The following is a 17,018-nucleotide window of genomic DNA, read 5'->3' as shown; positions in this document are numbered from 1 at the left end:
CTTAAGCGTAATAAGGTCTTATCATTAAATAAGCAATTACTCCTGTAATTGACACATATAACCAAATAGGAAACGCTATCTTAGCCATTTTTCTATGGCGTGCCATCTGGTTTGTCCAAGAGAAGTAATAGGTTCTTAGTACCAAAGGCAAAACTACAAACGACAAGCCAATGTGGCTTATCAATACAAAGAAATAAAGATAACGCATAAAACCCTCTCCACCAAATTTTGTGCTTTGGTTAGAGATATGGTAACCAACATAACATACCAAAAACAAGCCACCTAACAAAAATGCACCTGTCATGGCTTTTTTGTGTTGCTCTATTTTTCCTTGCTTAATAAGTAAGAAACCATAAATTAACAAAATACTTGTAAGCGTATTAATTACGCCAATAGCATGCGGCAAAGTTCGTGTCCAGGCACCTAAGTCAAATTTCTGACGAATACCTAACATCAATGCAACTACCACCGGTATCACCACCGATAGCAAATTAATCCATACCATGGATTTTTTTTCCAATCTTGCTTCCATTCTTTAAAAGCTCTAACGAGCACTGTTTTTATCCTTATATATTTCCTGCAAAACTTTTATTTCGGCCTGTAATCGCTCAATGTCTACGTTAACAGTACCATCGTAAATTCCTCTTATATAGCCTTCTTTGTCAATCAGCATCAACTTCTCAGAGTGGATAAACATTTCATCAACATCCTTTATGTTTTTGTCATATTCTGATGCATCGGCCACAGGCAGTTTATAACCTTTAATAGCCAAATCATATATGGCCTTTTTATCTCCCGTCAGAAAAAACCATTTCCCGTCTTGTGCTTCATACTTTTTAGCATATTCTTTCAATACAGCCGGGGTATCGTGGTTAGGGTCAACCGAGTGAGAAACCATAAGCACATCAGGGTTATCGCCAAACACATCTTGCACTCTTAGCATTGCAGAACTTAATTTTGGGCAGATAGTACCACAACGAGTGAAGAAGAAATCGGCAACATAAATTTTGCCTTTTGTTTGTTGAGAAGAAAACTTATTACCATTTTGGTCTAAAAGCTCAAAATCGGGTATTTTATGAAAAACAGTATCAGCACCGTTCATCAACACCTGCCCATGCTCGTCTATTTCCGGCATTAAATAGGGGAGCTTATAATAATTGTTTCCGAATAATTTCAGAAACACAAACATTAAAGCCGGAACTACTAATATCACTACTAGTATTCCGGCTTTGGTAGTATTTTTACTCATTTTAAAAAGCGTTCAAATCCAATGTATCCACCCTCAACAATCAACGCAACAATCAACCACACAACAAATATACAAGGCAATACGACTGACCATATCAAAGATTTCACTTCGTGTTTTAAGTGCATAAAAATACCTACTATATAATATGCCTTAACGATAGTCAAGATAATGAAAAGACCGATTTTTGTCCATTTATAATGGTCTGGATCTACGACAAAAGCAATAACAAATTCTAGTGCCGTAATTCCTAAAAGAATCCAGAATGTTTTCCAGATTTCTTTAGTTTGTGCTGGAAGTTTCTCTCCGTGGTGTTCGGTATGTTGAGCCATTTTTAATTCAATATTTTAAGTTTATCCAATCTGACGATTGAAACGTCTGAAATCTTTATTTAATCTGACTACACAAGGTAGAAGAAGGTAAATACGAATACCCAAACTAAATCTACAAAGTGCCAGTATAAGCCTACTTTCTCTACCATTTCATAATGTCCTCTTTTCTCATAAACGCCATTAGCAGCATTATAGAAAACCAAAACATTAAGTACGACTCCCGAAAGTACGTGCGTACCATGGAAACCAGTAATAAAGAAGAAGAAGTCGGCAAAGGCAGCCGGGCCATATTCATTCTGTGCCAAGTTTGCACCAAAAATCTTTGTACCGTTGGCCAAAGTTAAGCCATGCTCTGTACCGTGGATAAAGTGACCCCACTCCCAAGCCTGTGAGCCTAAGAAAGCAAAACCACCTAAGATTGTCCAAAGCATATATTTTTCTACATCTGCTTTATCACGACGGTGACCAGCTTCAACAGCTAATACCATTGTAACAGAGCTCATGATTAGAATAAATGTCATGATACCAACGAATACCAGCGGAGCTTGTACACCATGCAAAAACGGCACTGCTTCAAATACTCTTTCTGGTATTGGCCACCAGGCATTCGAGAACTCGAAATTGTGTCTTAGTCCTTCAAAGGTCGGGAAACTAAAACGTACCAACCCATAAGAAATCAGTAAAGCTGAAAAAGTAAAGGTATCGGAAAGAAGGAAAAACCACATCATTAATTTTCCGTATCCAACTTTCATAGGTTGGATTCCACCCTTCCACATCAAATGTTCAGCGGTTGTTGAGGTATTTGCACTTGCCATAGCTGATAGTTTCTGAATTTCAAACAGGCGTTTAGCTACCTGTTTAAATCTTGAAATTGTAAAAAGTTTATCTAAAATACAATAAAAATACAAATAAATATACCCAAAGTAAATCGAGGAAATGCCATGCTGTTGCACATATTTCAACAAGCAATGTATTGTTTGAATCGATTTTCATTCTGAATGTCATTATAAAAGTTGCCACCAGAATCCCTAACCCTATTAAAAGGTGAGCCATGTGTAAACCCGTAAATACATAGAAAAACGAGCCTGATGGGTTTCCTTTTAAAAATATGCCCTGCTGTTGCAAATCTTGCCAGCCAAAGTATTGCATGCATAAAAATGCGATTCCAAAAACAAAGGTTATGGCTACTGCCAGTTTCAATATTTGCTGATTATTCTTTTTTGCTGCTTGCAACGAAAAGTGCATCGAAATACTACTAATCAGCAACACAACTGTACTATACCAGAAAATCTGCGGAATATTAAACTCAACCCAGTTTCCTTCTGCTCTTCTTACCAGATACGCACTTGTTTGTGAAGCAAACAGCATAATAATGGTAATAATGAAGAGCCATAGCATAAACTTCCATTTGTTAACCGATAGTACCGGTTTTGGTTCCTCTGCTATTTTATTTATTGATACTTTTAACTCTTTCTCTCTCATTGTACTTCTAAATCTAAAGGTTCTTATAGTTTATCTAAAAGATAGGCTATTTGCACAACCGGAAGATAAATAAACGACCCGAACATTAATTGTAATGCTGCTCTTCTGTCAACTTTTCTAATCAGATAAAAAGTTTGTGCCAAGAAAAGCGTACCGCAAATAGTTGCTACTATAGCTGAATTGATACCTGTCATACCCATGTAATGAGGCACCCAGCAAAGGGGCAACAAAAACACGGTATAAATCATTATCTGAATAGCAGAACTCTGATTCTGGCCACCTTTTGATGGTAATAATTTGAATCCTGCTTTGTTATAATCGTCGTTCAAAACCCATGCGATAGCCCAGAAATGAGGAAACTGCCAGAAAAACTGAATAGCAAACAAAATACCTGGTTCTAAACCAAAGTGATTGCTGGCTGCTATCCAACCAATCATCGGAGGGAATGCTCCCGGCAATGCTCCTACAGCTACTGCCACAGGTCCTACACGCTTTAGTGGTGTATAAACAAAGCCATACAAAACCATCGACAACAATGCTAATAAACCTGCTCTTGAATTAAACTCATAAAACAGAATATACATCGCTATTGCCGCTAAACCCCAACCAAATAATGCGGCTTCTTTTACCGATAGCCTGCCACTTGGAAGCGGGCGGTCTTGCGTGCGTTTCATGTGTATATCCAGATCTTTCTCAATAATCTGGTTAATAACATTAGCCGCTGCTGTTGTTGAAAATGCTGCAATACAGAAAAGAACTAACTTTAACCAATCTATCGTATCAGAAGCCAATATGAAGCCAAACGCCCCAGAAAAAACTACGGTTGCCGATAACCTAAACTTGGTAATATCGTATAAAGCTCTAAGCTTTATACTTGTTATATTTTGACTAACTGATTGACTCATTACTTTAATGAAAATTCCGGAACCCCTCTAAATACTCTTTCTTTATTCAATAACAGATATATAATAAACTGTACTCCAAGCATTAATATGGCAATTGTTAAATGAATAGGCTGTGAAAAAGCCGGAAGACCTAGATACCCTAAAATCAAACCTGAAGCCATTTCAATTGCTATCAGAATTATCAAACCAATCGAAAACTGATAGACAATTCCTTTTTGGCTGTTGTTTTTAAGTATTCTGTATAGAAATAAAATGTGTAATCCGACTACAATTAACGAAAACCATCTATGCATTTCGTATTTTCCGCCCAGATTAGCCACCCATTCACTTCTTGCTAATCCTCCCATCGCTAATGCTACTTGGTCAACCATTTCTCTTACTTGTGTACCTAATAGTACTTGGCCAAGGGTAATAAAAATAAGAGTTGTTAAAAGAAAACTTATCGAGCTCGCATCTTTAATATCTTCTACTTCAACTACTCCGGTGTAAGACCTTGCCACTGCATACAACAAGATAAACACAATAATGACCGACAACAACATATGTAGCGTAATCATTACAGGGTGTAACTCGGTAGACACTACTTTAGACCCTAACCAACCCTCGAAAAGTACCAATACAAAAGCACTGAAACTTAACCAAACTATTGCTCTATCTTTACTCCAGAAAGAACGTACAGCTGTAATAAATGTTGCAAAAATAAAGATTCCTATTGCTACTCCCACCAGTCGATTTATGTACTCAACCCACGTTTTAATAGCATTGAATTCAACCTCTCCTTTTAGTTTTGCACCGAAAATTTCTTTATAGTTACTTGGTAATTGCGAAATATCTGTTGGTGGCACCCAACTACCAAAACATTTTGGCCAGTCGGGGCAACCCATACCAGAACCTGTTGCCCGAACAATCCCTCCTACCAATATCAGCACATATACCGCACTAATTGTCCAAACACCCAGCTTTCTAAAAGTTACCATTACTTTATTGATTTATATTGTGAGTAGCTTTGAAAGCAAAGCTACTCATCTAAAAATCTTTATATCAATCAGGGATATTGTGGTCAAACTGGATACCCTCGATTTCTTTTTCTTGTTTAACCAATTCGTTTTCGTCTTCTAAGTTAGACTCAGGAGTAGCCGAGAACGGAACGTTTTGCGGAATAAAGTCTTCTGCAGCACCTGGTTTGCTATAATCATATGGCCAACGGTACACTGCCGGAATCTCTCCTTCCCAGTTACCATGACCAGGATTAACAGGTGTTGTCCACTCCAAAGTATTCGATTTCCAAGGATTTGCAGTTGCTTTTTTACCCCAGAATATTGAATAGAAGAAGTTATATAAGAAAATCAAGTTAGCTGCAAAAACTACAATAGCTGCAACAGTACTCAACTCTGCTAAATCTTGGTATTTGTTTGTAAAGTCAAAACCTGTATAAGAATAGTATCTTCTTGGAAAACCTGCAATACCTAAATAGTGCTGCGGGAAGAATACAACATATACACCTGCAAATGTAATCCAGAAGTGAATATACCCTAGGGTTGAGTTCATCATTCTGCCAAACATTTTAGGGAACCAGTGATATACACCTGCTACCATTCCGAAGAAGGCCGCAGAACCCATTACAAGGTGGAAGTGAGCAACTACAAAGTAGGTATCGTGCAACTGAATATCAAGGGCACTATTACCTAAAATGATACCCGTAACACCACCTGATACGAAGAATGATACAAGACCGATTGCGAACATCATTGCAGGAGTAAACACGATGTTTCCTCTCCACATTGTTGTAATATAGTTAAACCCTTTGACAGCTGATGGAACCGCAATAATCAAGGTTAAGAGCATAAACACCGAACCTAAGAAAGGATTCATACCCGACATGAACATATGGTGAGCCCATACGATGAAGGCAAGGAACATGATACCTAACATTGAGAAAATCATGGCTCTGTAACCAAAGATTGGTTTTCTTGAGTTTGTAGCGATGATCTCAGAAGTCATACCCAATGCCGGAAGGATTACGATATATACCTCTGGGTGGCCCAAGAACCAGAATAAGTGCTGAAACAAAATCGGGCTACCACCTTGGTTTGGCAATGCTTGTCCGTTGATATAAATGTCAGACAAGTAGAAACTTGTTCCGAAACTACGGTCAAAAATCAATAATAATGCGGCAGATAACAATACCGGGAACGATAAGATACCTAATATTGCTGTAAATGTAAATGACCATATTGTAAGAGGCATCTTATCGAAGGTCATCCCTCTTGTACGCAAGTTGATTACGGTAGAAACATAGTTTACACTACCCAATAAACTTGATACGATAAATATTGCCATTGCTATCAACCACAAGGTCATACCTGTACCTGAACCCGGTGCAGCATCTGGTAATGCACTTAATGGCGGATAAATAACCCAGCCACCACCGGCAGGACCATCTTGCACAAACAAAGAGGCGAACATAATAACACTCGACAAGAAGAAGAACCAATATGACAGCATATTGATAAATCCTGATGCCATATCTCTTGCACCAATTTGTAAAGGAATAAGGAAATTTGAGAAAGTACCACTTAAACCGGCTGTTAATACAAAGAATACCATGATGGTTCCGTGCATTGTTACAAGAGCAAGGTAATAGTTAGGATCTAGCTTACCAGCGTCATCAAACCATCTTTCTCCAAGAATAGGCTTTAACCAGCCTAAATCAATTCCGGGATAACCTAATTGTAAACGAAATACTAACGACAAGAAACCTCCAATTAAAGCCCATACAATACCAGAAATCAAGTATTGTTTTGCAATTACTTTGTGGTCTTCAGAAAAGATATACTTTCTGATAAAACTTTGTTCATGGTGCTCGTGAGCGTGATCATGTTCGTTGGCATGTACGTCTGCGTGTGCTACTGCTGCCATAATATTACTATTTTTAAGAATGTTCTGTTGTTAAAAATTATCACAAAGATGCTGCCGTCGTTGTAGTATCATTACTTGCCGTAGTTGCTGACTCAGGCATGATATACTTCATTGCCTTAGCTTTCAAATTAGCAGGTACTTTCTCAATAAACTCAGGCTTAGTAGCAAGCAATGATTTTTGCTCTTTTTTCCACTTTTCGTAATCTGCTGGTTCATCTACAATCAAAGTAAGTTTCATAGCAAAGTGGCTACGTCCACAAACCTCAGTACAAGCAATCTCATATTTGAAATCAGGATTCCCCAATTCAGCACGCATATCAGCTGTACTTTTCTCAGCAACAAACCAGAATTTGGTTGGCATACCTGGTACTGCATCCATTTTAACACGCATGTGTGGAATAAACACACTATGCAATACATCTCTTGCTCTGATTTTCAATAATACCGGTTTACCTTTTGGTATGTGTATTTCGGTATTACTTGTAAAGTCATCAAAAGAGTTTTCGTCTGTAAAATCAAGGCCGAATTCGTTTCCTTCTGCGTCATTGATTAACTTATAGCTATAGTTACCCAATTTGCCATCATCATTACCACCATAACGCACCTGCCAGCCAAATTGTTTACCCATTATCTCTATCACTTCTGCATCTTTCGGTGCATCAGACATTACACGGTTCCACACTCTTAAGCCTGTAAATACTAAACCTGCCATTACGATTGCCGGAATTAGAGTCCAAACTATTTCAAGGGTGTTGTTATGAGGGTAGAAATATGCTTTTCTATCTTTGTTATAACGGTATTTTAAAGGAAAATAGAATAAAACGGTGTTTACAAGCACAAAAGCTATGGTAATTACTGCCATTCCGAACCAGAACCAATAATCAGTTTCTTTACCATGAGTAGATGATGCCGTTGGCAAATCACCAAAAGCCATCAAGAAATCTTTCTTAGCATAATTAAATGACCAAACCATACCGATTACACTCACAATCCAGAAAACAAATAAGCCAATAGCATTTGCATTATTTGCTCCATCAGTCATCGCATCTTCTACTTCTGACTCTGAACTACCTTTAACACCTTTCAATAGAGTTTGGGTTTTGGAGATAACCATAATGGTTAAGACCAAAAACACAACAGCTAAAATAACAATTAATAAGGTCATGTTACTAAAAATTTACAAGTTATAAGTGCTTAATCCTTGTATGCTTTAAAATTTAATTCAATAAACTTCTTTTAAATCCCTACGTATCTATTAGATATCGTGGTGTAAACTTTCTTCCAGGAATGGGTGTTTTTTCGGATAAAGATTCGCTTTTGACAACTGGTTTCCTACGAAGTAGATAAACAATGATGCAAAAGTTAAAGTTGTACCCCACTCAATGATACCGATACCACCTTGGTTTTTAGCAATACCTGGCATATGCATCTGGTAGAAATCAAACCAGTGTCCTATCAAAATCGCACCACAAGCCAATTTAAGGAATGTTTTTCTTCTTTTTGAATCTCTTGCCATCAAAATCAAAATCGGGAAGAAGAAGTTCAACACAAAATTGATATGGAATGGCCACCAATAACGCCCGTCATGACCTGTGAAACGCTCACGGAAATAGATAGTTTCCTCAGGTAAATTTGCATAAAAAATCAACAAGTATTGTGCAAACCATACGTATGTCCAGAAGATAGAGAAACCGAAAATGAATTTACCTAAATCGTGTAGGTGGCTATCATTTACAGCTTGCAAATATCCTTTATCTTTCAAAATCAAGATAGCATACATCAAGGCCGCAAGACCTGCTACGTGCCAGCTAGCTAAGTGGTACCAACCAAACATAGTTGAGAACCAGTGTGTATCGATTGACATCGACAAGTCCCAAGCTGATGTTGAAGAAGTTACAGCAAAGAACAATAAGAATATCTTAGATGTATTACGGCTTCTGTAATAATTATCCAATCCGCCTTCTTGGTCTTCTGCAATAGAGTATTTACGTACCAATGTCCACAAGAAATACCATACCCCTACATAGGCAATTAATCGGATAGTGTAAAAAGGTGTATTCAAGTACCAAGATTTTGTAGCAATGATTTTATCATAGTTTTCACTACCTTTTTCCATAATTCCGTCGTGTGTCCAGTGAAGAATCATGTGGCGTGTAGAAGGCACCAAAAACAAAATGATTAAGATAATACCTGGTACAATAATGAATGAAGGGAAAGCTTCAGCTACACGTTTGATTGAAGCCGACCAACCTGCTTTTGCTACATAGTTATATGAAATGAAGAACATTCCAACTACTGAAATTCCAAGAAAATATACACTATTCATCCATATGTTAGCAATAAGGCGATGTAACAGGGTTGCACCGTGCTCGCCTCCGCCATGTGCACCATGTGCGTCTCCATGCCCGGCAGCAGCTCCGTGTTCAGCACCATGCGATTCCCAAACACCTATTGACCAGCCTTTATGTAAAAGAAACATCCCAAGTGCAACCAAAACCACACCTATGGCTGCAGCAATTAATAATTTGCTTTTCGATTCGGATGTAAACTCAAATCTTTCTTCTGTTGAAGGAATTCCGTGAGTATTATGAGCCATTATTCTTGAAATTTGAACCCCGCCCCTAAAGCAAGGTAATCTTATATAATATTTCCTAACACGCCCCTTTAGGGATGGGGGTGCGTTATTAATTTCCTAATTGTAATCTGTGTACGTAATGTACGATTTTCCAACGCTCTTCAGGGTTTACCTGCGAAGCATGAGGCCACATACGGCCTTTACCGTAAGTAATTACATGGTAGATGTGTCCATCGTTCATGTTTTTATAGGCATCGCTAGCATAGTTCGGAACACCTTTGTAGACTTTTCCAACCGGGCCATCGCCTGCGCCTGTTTCACCATGGCAGTGCGCACAGTTTCTTTCATACAATGCTTGGCCTTCGTTTTCTGCCTCTTCCGACCACGGAATAGGGTTCTTTAAAGTTGCTTCTGCTACTGCAATACTATCTGCGGGCAGGTTGTATACCATAAGATCGTTGATTACAGTACTATCATCTTGTAAAAATGCAGTATGGTAATTTGTACGAGCTATAGTACCTGCAACCGGTTGGCGCATATTTTTGCCATCAGGGTTGATAGTATTTTCACGCCACTGTGTCAATGGTTCGTAGGCACGAGAATTATACATATTAGGAGCAAACTCCCAACCTGTACTGTTATTATCATGGCATGATGACAAAACAACTGCTGAAAAAGTTGCTACTGCTACCGCAAGCGTGATATTTCGGACTGAAAATTTCATTTGAAAACAAATTAATGTATTATTGTATGAGCCAGCTACCTGGTACTCATCAATGTTCTGTTTGTATATTGGTTTGAATAGCCGCTAAGGGCCTATTCATTGTTTTCTTCTACTAAACTTCTTTCACATTCACTTCAGAAGCGCCTGATTGCTTCAAAATGTCAGTGATTTCTCCTTCTGACAATTTATTGCTTGACAAATCAATTGCCATAACGAATTTATCGTCGGTACTTCTTACATCAAAGATGATTGGTTTAGCAGTTGGGCCCATACCTTCCATAATAAAGAAAGTAAACGACATACCAAATGCAGCCAAAAGAACCGTCAACTCAAATACGATAGGAATGTTGGTTGGGAATGGAAAAAAGTTCTTACCACCAACATTGATTGGCCAGTCGATACCCATTGTCCAGAAGGTCAACAATAGGGCGCAAACTGTTCCGGTAATACCAAACAAGAATGCAGGAACCCCCATTCTTGGGCGGTCATATCCTAGCGCACGGTCGAGGCCGTGGATTGCAAAAGGAGTATATACCTCGTGGATTTTCACACCACTGTGTCTTACTTCTCCGACTGCATGTAATACTTCATCTTCGTCGTCAAAAACACCAACTAAATATTTGTTATCTGCCATTGTCTGAAATGGTTTCTTAATTCTAATGATTATGCTTTTTTCTTTACTTTTTCAGGGAATTTCTCTGATGATGATTTCAGTACAGATTTTACCTCTGCCATATTAATAACTGGTAAGAATTTGGCAAATAACAAGAATGCTGTAAAGAAGAAACCAAATGAGAAAATATAGTCTGAAATATCTCCCATACGAGGAGTAAAATAAGTCCAGCTTGATGGAAGATAATCTCTGTGAAGAGATGTTACGATGATTACGAAACGCTCAAACCACATACCGATATTTACCACAACCGCCATAAAGAACGATACTACGATATTTCTACGGATTTTCTCGAACCAGAACAACTGCGGCGATACAACGTTACAGAACATCATGGCTGCATAAGACCACCAAAGTGGACCAGTAGCACGGTTAATGAAAGCATATTTTTCGTATTCAACACCCGAATAAGCTGCAATAAAGAACTCTGTAATATAAGCAATACCTACAACCGAACCAGTAAGCGTGATGATTTTGTTCATCAAAGAGATGTGATCTAATGTCACATAATCTTCTAATTTATATACTACACGCGTGATAAGCATAAGGTTTTGTACCATTGCGAAACCTGAGAAAATCGCACCTGCCACGAAGTATGGAGGGAAGATTGTTGTATGCCAGCCCGGAATAACCGAAGTTGCAAAGTCGAACGATACAATGGTGTGTACAGAAAGTACCAGAGGAGTAGAAAGACCTGCAAGAATCAAAGAAACATCTTCATATCTTGCCCAGCTTTTTGCACCGCCTGTCCAGCCGATTGCTAAAGCACCATATACTTTTTTACGCATACCTGTTGCACGGTCACGGATGGTTGCCAAGTCAGGAATCAAACCGATATACCAGAACAAACAAGATACTGAGAAATATGTTGAGATTGCAAATACGTCCCAAACCAATGGAGAGTTGAAGTTTACCCATAAAGAACCAAAAGTATTTGGTAACGGTAAGGCAAAATAAGCTAACCAAGGGCGGCCCATGTGCATCACGATAAACGACGCCGCACAAATTACGGCAAAGATTGTCATCGCTTCAGCAGCACGGTTGATAGATGTTCTCCACTTCTGACGGAATAATAACAGTACGGCCGAGATAAGTGTACCAGCGTGACCGATACCAACCCACCATACGAAGTTGGTGATGTCCCATGCCCAACCTACTGTCTTGTTAAGACCCCATACGCCAAGACCTTCCCACCAAGTCCATAATACCCATGCAGTACCATACAATAATACCAACACTGAGATTCCGAATACTATTTTCCATTCTTTAGTAGGCTCTCCCTCAACCTGCTTGCAAATGTCTTCTGTTACATCATGGTAAGACTTACCACTCAATACCAGTTTCTCTCTTATAGGTGAAACTACGTGCATAGTTTTTTTTGTTTATTGAATATGCTATTATCTTATTAAATACCGACTTATCCAGTCAAAATTATGAATGTTCTCCGTGTGCGTGTTCTGCAGCTTTAGCTTCAGTTTTTGCAACACCCTCTTTGTTACGAATCTTAGTCAGATAAGTCATTTGAGGTTGAACATTGATTTCTTCCAACACATTGAATGCTCTTCCTTCTTTTTCAACTGCCAAAATCTTCGAGATTTGTGATTCTGGGTCTAACATATCGCCAAACACAATTGCGTTTGTAGGACAAGACTGAGAACAAGCTGTTTGGATTTCTCCATCAACCGGACGACGTTTTTCTTTCTTGGCAACAAGTTTACCAGACTGAATACGTTGTACACACATTGAACATTTCTCGATTACCCCTCTTGAACGAACTGTTACATCTGGATTCAATACCATACGACCAAGGTCGTTGTTCATGTGGTAATCGAAGCTATCGTTTTCAAAGTATTTAAACCAGTTGAAACGACGTACTTTATATGGACAGTTGTTGGCACAATAACGAGTACCGATACAACGGTTATATGTCATTTGGTTTAGGCCTTCTGAACTGTGAGTAGTTGCAAGAACCGGACATACTGTTTCGCAAGGAGCGTTCGAACAGTGTTGGCACATCATCGGTTGGAACACTACATCAGGATTTTCAGCGGCAATCTCCATCGCTCTGAAACCACTTGGGCTATAGCCCTCTTCGTGTGGTGCATCAGAAGAATAGTAACGGTCAAGGCGAATCCAGTGCATCTCTCTGGCACGAGCTACCTCAGCTTTACCAACAACTGCAACGTTGTTTTCTGCCTGGCAACTCACGATACACGAACCGCAACCGTGGCAAAGGTTCAGGTCAATCACCATTCCCCAGCTATGGTTTTTCTTTTCGTGTCCATTCCAAAGTGTAATCTGACCTGGTTTCTTGAAACCTTCTGAAGTTTGTAATTGAGGTTCAAAACGACCCGCTTTTACATTCTTCACGTACTCGCTCAACACTGACTCCTGAATAACAGCCTGACGGCCCATTACAGTATTATGTGTTTGTGTTTGAGCTAATGTATAACCACTCTTTGTTTTTTCTAATTTTACATCGCCAGCCCAGTATTGTCCGTTTGATACCAACGGGAATACGTTAGCACCAACATTACCAGCTTTACCTGCTGCTGTACGTCCGTAACCAATGGCTACAGAAACTGTATTGTGAGCCTGTCCTGGTTGAATCAACACGGGTAGCTCGATAGTTTTACCGCCTACTGTTAGTTTCGCCCAGTCGCCTTGGTCAATACCTACTTCTTTCGCAGTTGTTTGCGAAATAGCAATCGTGTTTTCCCAGGTTACTTTAGAGATTGGATCTGGCATTTCTTGTAACCAAGGGTTGTTAGCCTGATTACCTGTTCCGATAGCGATAGTTTCAAACGCTGAAAGTTCAATACCCGAACCTTTAATACCTGCAATAGCTGTTGCTGCACCTGCAAGGTTGCCACCGAAGCTAGCACCCGAAGAAGCAGTTGCGCTTGCACCCGGCTCATATACACCATCGTGTAGAGCTTGTACCCAAGATTTACCACCACTCAAGATATTCTTAGTCCAGTTCGATTTCAGATAAGCCTGATAATCGCTTGGCGCACCAGCCCAAGTCAATAAGCTAGATTCAGCCTGGCGAGTGTTGTATATTAATGAGATAGTTGGCTGCATCAATGAGTAGAACCCTTTCTTAGGTTCTGCATCACCCCATGATTCTAAGTAATGAGGAGCAGGAGCAATATATTTACATTTAGAGGCTGTTTCATCTGCACCAGCTGCAAAAGATACAGAAGTAGCAACTTTAGCAAGTGCTTCGCCTAATTCGGCACCTCTGATGTGGTCATAAACAGGGTTTGAAAGGAATATTACTGAACTTACTTGTCCGCCTTTCACTTCGTTGATGAAAGCGTTCATTTCAGTATCATTTCCTTGGCGGAAGTAAACCGGATTTCCTAAGTCAATAGTTGTTCCGTAGCTTCCTAATAGGCTATTCAAAGCATTTACTACAACCTGAACAGCCGGATTATTTGAACCTGCCACTACTAAAGCTGCACCTTTTGCTGCTGCTAGCTCTTTTGCGCAATTATCAAGGTTCGGTACATTAACAGCAGCACCTGAGATTGGGCTTCCGCCTAAAATCGCTGCTACTTTATTATATAGAGCTATGGCTACCGCTCCTTCTTGCGAAGGTTTAATCATTGAACGATAGTCAGATGAAGCTCCTGTGATAGTCATTCCGGTTTCAAACTGGTAATGACGTGACATTTCTCTTTTACCACCTTCTTTTGCAGAGCTCAAACGACGAGTCTCAGCCCATTGTACTGCATAAACATCTGGCGCAATCCAGGTGCCTAAGAAGTCGGCGTTGATACCAACCATTACTTTAGCTTTACCGAAATCGTAGCTTGGAACAACTGCTTGGCCAAACGACTCGCTATTTGCCTGAATTAATCCTGAAGCAGAATTGGCATCGTAAGTAACGTGTTTTGCAGATGGGTATTTTGTAGTAAAATCAGCAATAACTTTCTTGAAAGTCGGAGAAAGAATGGTGTTTGATACAATACGAATGTTACCACCTTTTGCTAAACCTGCTACAACTTCTTTGTCAAGGTCTTCCCAAGAAATATCGCTATTTCCTTTTTTAGGACCTTTCAATTTTTCGTTGTCATAAAGGCTCAAAACCGAAGCATGAACTCTTGCGCCTACTCCACCTTTTGTAAGGCTCGACATCTTGTTTCCTTCAATTTTGATCGGACGTCCCTCACGGGTTTTTACCAAGATGCTTGAGTAATCGCCACCTTCAGCGTAAGTTGAGGCATACCAGTTCGGAATACCAGGCTCAACGTCTTCAGGTTTGTTAAGATAAGGAATAGCTTTACGCACTGGTGCGTCGCAAGCGGCCAATGAAACGGCTGCTAAACCAAAACCTAACACTTTTAAGAAATCACGGCGGTGCGTAGGTTCGACTGTGTCAATTTCGTCTAAATTAAATTCACGATCTGCGTTTTTTACAAACTCGATATCGTTTTTTAATTCTTCAACCCCTTTCCAATACCTTTTATTAGTATTCTCCATGAGCATAACTGCTGATTTAAGTATTTATATATTAAATCCTTTTTTAAAGGGACTTAAGTTCTTTGATTATTATAATTCTAAAACTATTGTATTATTCAAGATTAATAGTGGCATCTTGCACACTCTAATCCACCAATGTCTTCAACTTTCATTGAGCCTTTGCTCACTGCGTTGTGTGCTTCCATTAACTTGTCGTAGTAAGCGTTATCTTTACCGTTTACGTCAGTTTTACGGTGACAGTCAACACACCAGCCCATTGTTAAAGTAGCGCGTTGTTGTACAACTTCCATTTTGTCGATATCGCCGTGGCAATTTTTACAATCCAATCCACCAACATTTGTGTGTTGTGCGTGGTTGAAGTAAGCCAGGTCAGGCAGGTTGTGTACACGTACCCACTCAATTGGCTTGTTTGTTTCGATTGCTGTATAAATCTTCTGAATTTCAGGCGACTCACGTTTGATAGTGTTGTGGCAGTTCATACAGATGTTTGCCGAAGGAATACCAGATTGTTTTCCTTTGTACACACCTGTGTGGCAATACGCACAATTGATTTTCATTTCGCCTGCGTGCAATTTATGAGAGAACGAAATAGGTTGTTTAGGAGCGTATCCTTGATGAACACCTATGCCATAAAGACCGTCGAAAGTAGCTTTGGTAGCCAAAAGAACAAATACCCAGATTATAGCCGTGCGAACAGTTTTGTTAGCAACTACATCTTTCAGACCATTCTGGAATCTTTGGCCAAAAGAAACACCTTTTGCAGGCGTACCCTCTGCTTTGTCTGTCAGCTTGTTTAATAATTGTATGATTCCGAGTAAGGCTACTAAAACCAGACCCATAATCACTAATAATGTAACCAAGATAACATTAACAAACTTGCCGCTTCCGGTATCACCAGCAGTTGCAGTAGTAGCAACAGCAGTACCTTCACCAGATGGAGCTGCAGGGGCCGCATTTACCTGATTCACATAAGATACGATTGCTTTCACATCGTCTTCTGTGAAGTTAGGAAAGGCAGTCATCTGGGTTTTATTGAACTTGTTAAAGAGTTCGTTGGCGTATTTATCACCACTTGCAATAACACCCATCGGATTGTTAATCCATTTCTTAAGCCAGGCGATATCCTTACGAGACTCGATACCTGCTAAACCAGGACCTACTATTTGTTCGCTAGTAGCAGCATGACATTGCGCACAATTGTCCTTGAATAGTTTCTCTCCTTTTGCTGCGTCGCCTCCCCCAGCAGGTGCTGCGGTAGCTGTAGAATCTTGTGCAAATGCGTTGCTGAAAGAAATTGTAACAACAACAGCAAGTGCTAAAAGTGATTTATAAAAATTACGAATCATATTATATGTAAGTAGTATAACCTAATTTTCTGACTGCAAAACTACGCCACGTTTGTTTTCAATCAAATAGGTCTTTTAACTTTTTTTATTTTTTAGTGTAATTTAGAATTATTTTAAATAAATATGTAACTCATTGACTATGAGTCATTTAACAAAAAATACCATTCTGTGATACACCTTTGGTGATATGACTAGAATGGTATTTTTGCAAGATTATATACGCCCTTGAAACGTATATTCATCTAATGTTGTTAATTTTTTTTCGTTTAGGTAAGGGTTTATTGCAAGTGCAAATATACGCCCAAGCCCTCTGTATTACAAACTTTTA

The 17,018-nt window shown here is 39.3% G+C and carries 15 protein-coding genes; all 15 read right to left on the bottom strand.

Annotation, left to right across the window (positions count from 1 at the left end):
- Position 1: 1 nt before the first annotated feature.
- The 15 genes from WAE64_RS04650 to WAE64_RS04580 all read right to left on the bottom strand — a co-directional run bounded on the left by WAE64_RS04650 (position 2) and on the right by WAE64_RS04580 (position 16,690).
- Positions 2-505: a DUF420 domain-containing protein gene (locus WAE64_RS04650; RefSeq protein ID WP_340235061.1), complete on the bottom strand. Its 504-nt coding sequence runs from the start codon at positions 503-505 to the stop codon at positions 2-4.
- A gap of 39 nt (positions 506-544) precedes the next feature.
- Positions 545-1,249, bottom strand: a complete 705-nt coding sequence (locus tag WAE64_RS04645; RefSeq protein ID WP_340235060.1) for an SCO family protein — start codon at positions 1,247-1,249, stop codon at positions 545-547.
- A complete protein-coding gene (locus tag WAE64_RS04640) occupies positions 1,246-1,578 on the bottom strand; it encodes a cytochrome C oxidase subunit IV family protein (protein WP_340235059.1) in 333 nt (110 codons plus the stop codon). Before WAE64_RS04640 ends, WAE64_RS04645 begins: the two co-directional genes overlap by 4 nt.
- A 68-nt stretch (positions 1,579-1,646) precedes the next feature.
- Positions 1,647-2,393 (bottom strand): cytochrome c oxidase subunit 3, encoded by a 747-nt coding sequence (locus WAE64_RS04635; protein ID WP_340235058.1) that lies wholly within the window; start codon positions 2,391-2,393, stop codon positions 1,647-1,649.
- A gap of 67 nt (positions 2,394-2,460) precedes the next feature.
- On the bottom strand, positions 2,461-3,060 hold the full coding sequence (locus WAE64_RS04630; RefSeq protein WP_340235057.1) for a cytochrome c oxidase subunit 3: 600 nt from the start codon (positions 3,058-3,060) through the stop codon (positions 2,461-2,463).
- A gap of 23 nt (positions 3,061-3,083) precedes the next feature.
- The gene (gene cyoE, locus WAE64_RS04625; protein ID WP_340235056.1) at positions 3,084-3,965 is read right to left on the bottom strand and encodes a heme o synthase; all 882 of its coding nucleotides are present in this window, start codon (positions 3,963-3,965) and stop codon (positions 3,084-3,086) included.
- Positions 3,965-4,942 (bottom strand): COX15/CtaA family protein, encoded by a 978-nt coding sequence (locus tag WAE64_RS04620; protein ID WP_340235055.1) that lies wholly within the window; start codon positions 4,940-4,942, stop codon positions 3,965-3,967. Before WAE64_RS04620 ends, cyoE begins: the two co-directional genes overlap by 1 nt.
- Before the next feature lie 64 nt (positions 4,943-5,006).
- On the bottom strand, positions 5,007-6,884 hold the full coding sequence (locus WAE64_RS04615; protein ID WP_340235054.1) for a cytochrome c oxidase subunit I: 1,878 nt from the start codon (positions 6,882-6,884) through the stop codon (positions 5,007-5,009).
- Between the two features lie 40 nt (positions 6,885-6,924).
- Positions 6,925-8,049 carry a cytochrome c oxidase subunit II gene (locus tag WAE64_RS04610; protein ID WP_340235053.1) on the bottom strand — a complete coding sequence of 375 codons (1,125 nt, stop codon included), beginning with the start codon at positions 8,047-8,049 and terminating at the stop codon, positions 6,925-6,927.
- Positions 8,050-8,139: 90 nt separating this feature from the next.
- Positions 8,140-9,480 carry a quinol:cytochrome C oxidoreductase gene (locus tag WAE64_RS04605; protein WP_340235052.1) on the bottom strand — a complete coding sequence of 447 codons (1,341 nt, stop codon included), beginning with the start codon at positions 9,478-9,480 and terminating at the stop codon, positions 8,140-8,142.
- Between the two features lie 88 nt (positions 9,481-9,568).
- Positions 9,569-10,183 (bottom strand): c-type cytochrome, encoded by a 615-nt coding sequence (locus WAE64_RS04600; protein WP_340235051.1) that lies wholly within the window; start codon positions 10,181-10,183, stop codon positions 9,569-9,571.
- Positions 10,184-10,295: 112 nt separating this feature from the next.
- Positions 10,296-10,817, bottom strand: coding sequence for a DUF3341 domain-containing protein (locus WAE64_RS04595; protein ID WP_340235050.1), 522 nt, complete (start codon positions 10,815-10,817; stop codon positions 10,296-10,298).
- 29 nt (positions 10,818-10,846) lie between these two features.
- The gene (gene nrfD, locus WAE64_RS04590; protein ID WP_340235049.1) at positions 10,847-12,226 is read right to left on the bottom strand and encodes an NrfD/PsrC family molybdoenzyme membrane anchor subunit; all 1,380 of its coding nucleotides are present in this window, start codon (positions 12,224-12,226) and stop codon (positions 10,847-10,849) included.
- A 61-nt stretch (positions 12,227-12,287) separates the two neighbouring features.
- On the bottom strand, positions 12,288-15,344 hold the full coding sequence (locus tag WAE64_RS04585) for a TAT-variant-translocated molybdopterin oxidoreductase (RefSeq protein ID WP_340235048.1): 3,057 nt from the start codon (positions 15,342-15,344) through the stop codon (positions 12,288-12,290).
- A gap of 101 nt (positions 15,345-15,445) precedes the next feature.
- On the bottom strand, positions 15,446-16,690 hold the full coding sequence (locus tag WAE64_RS04580) for a c-type cytochrome (protein ID WP_340235047.1): 1,245 nt from the start codon (positions 16,688-16,690) through the stop codon (positions 15,446-15,448).
- Positions 16,691-17,018 lie beyond the last annotated feature (328 nt).

It is taken from the genome of Emticicia soli (genome assembly GCF_037860775.1).
GTDB classification, from domain to species: domain Bacteria; phylum Bacteroidota; class Bacteroidia; order Cytophagales; family Spirosomataceae; genus Emticicia; species Emticicia soli.
This window is presented reverse-complemented; position numbering and strand designations above follow the sequence as displayed.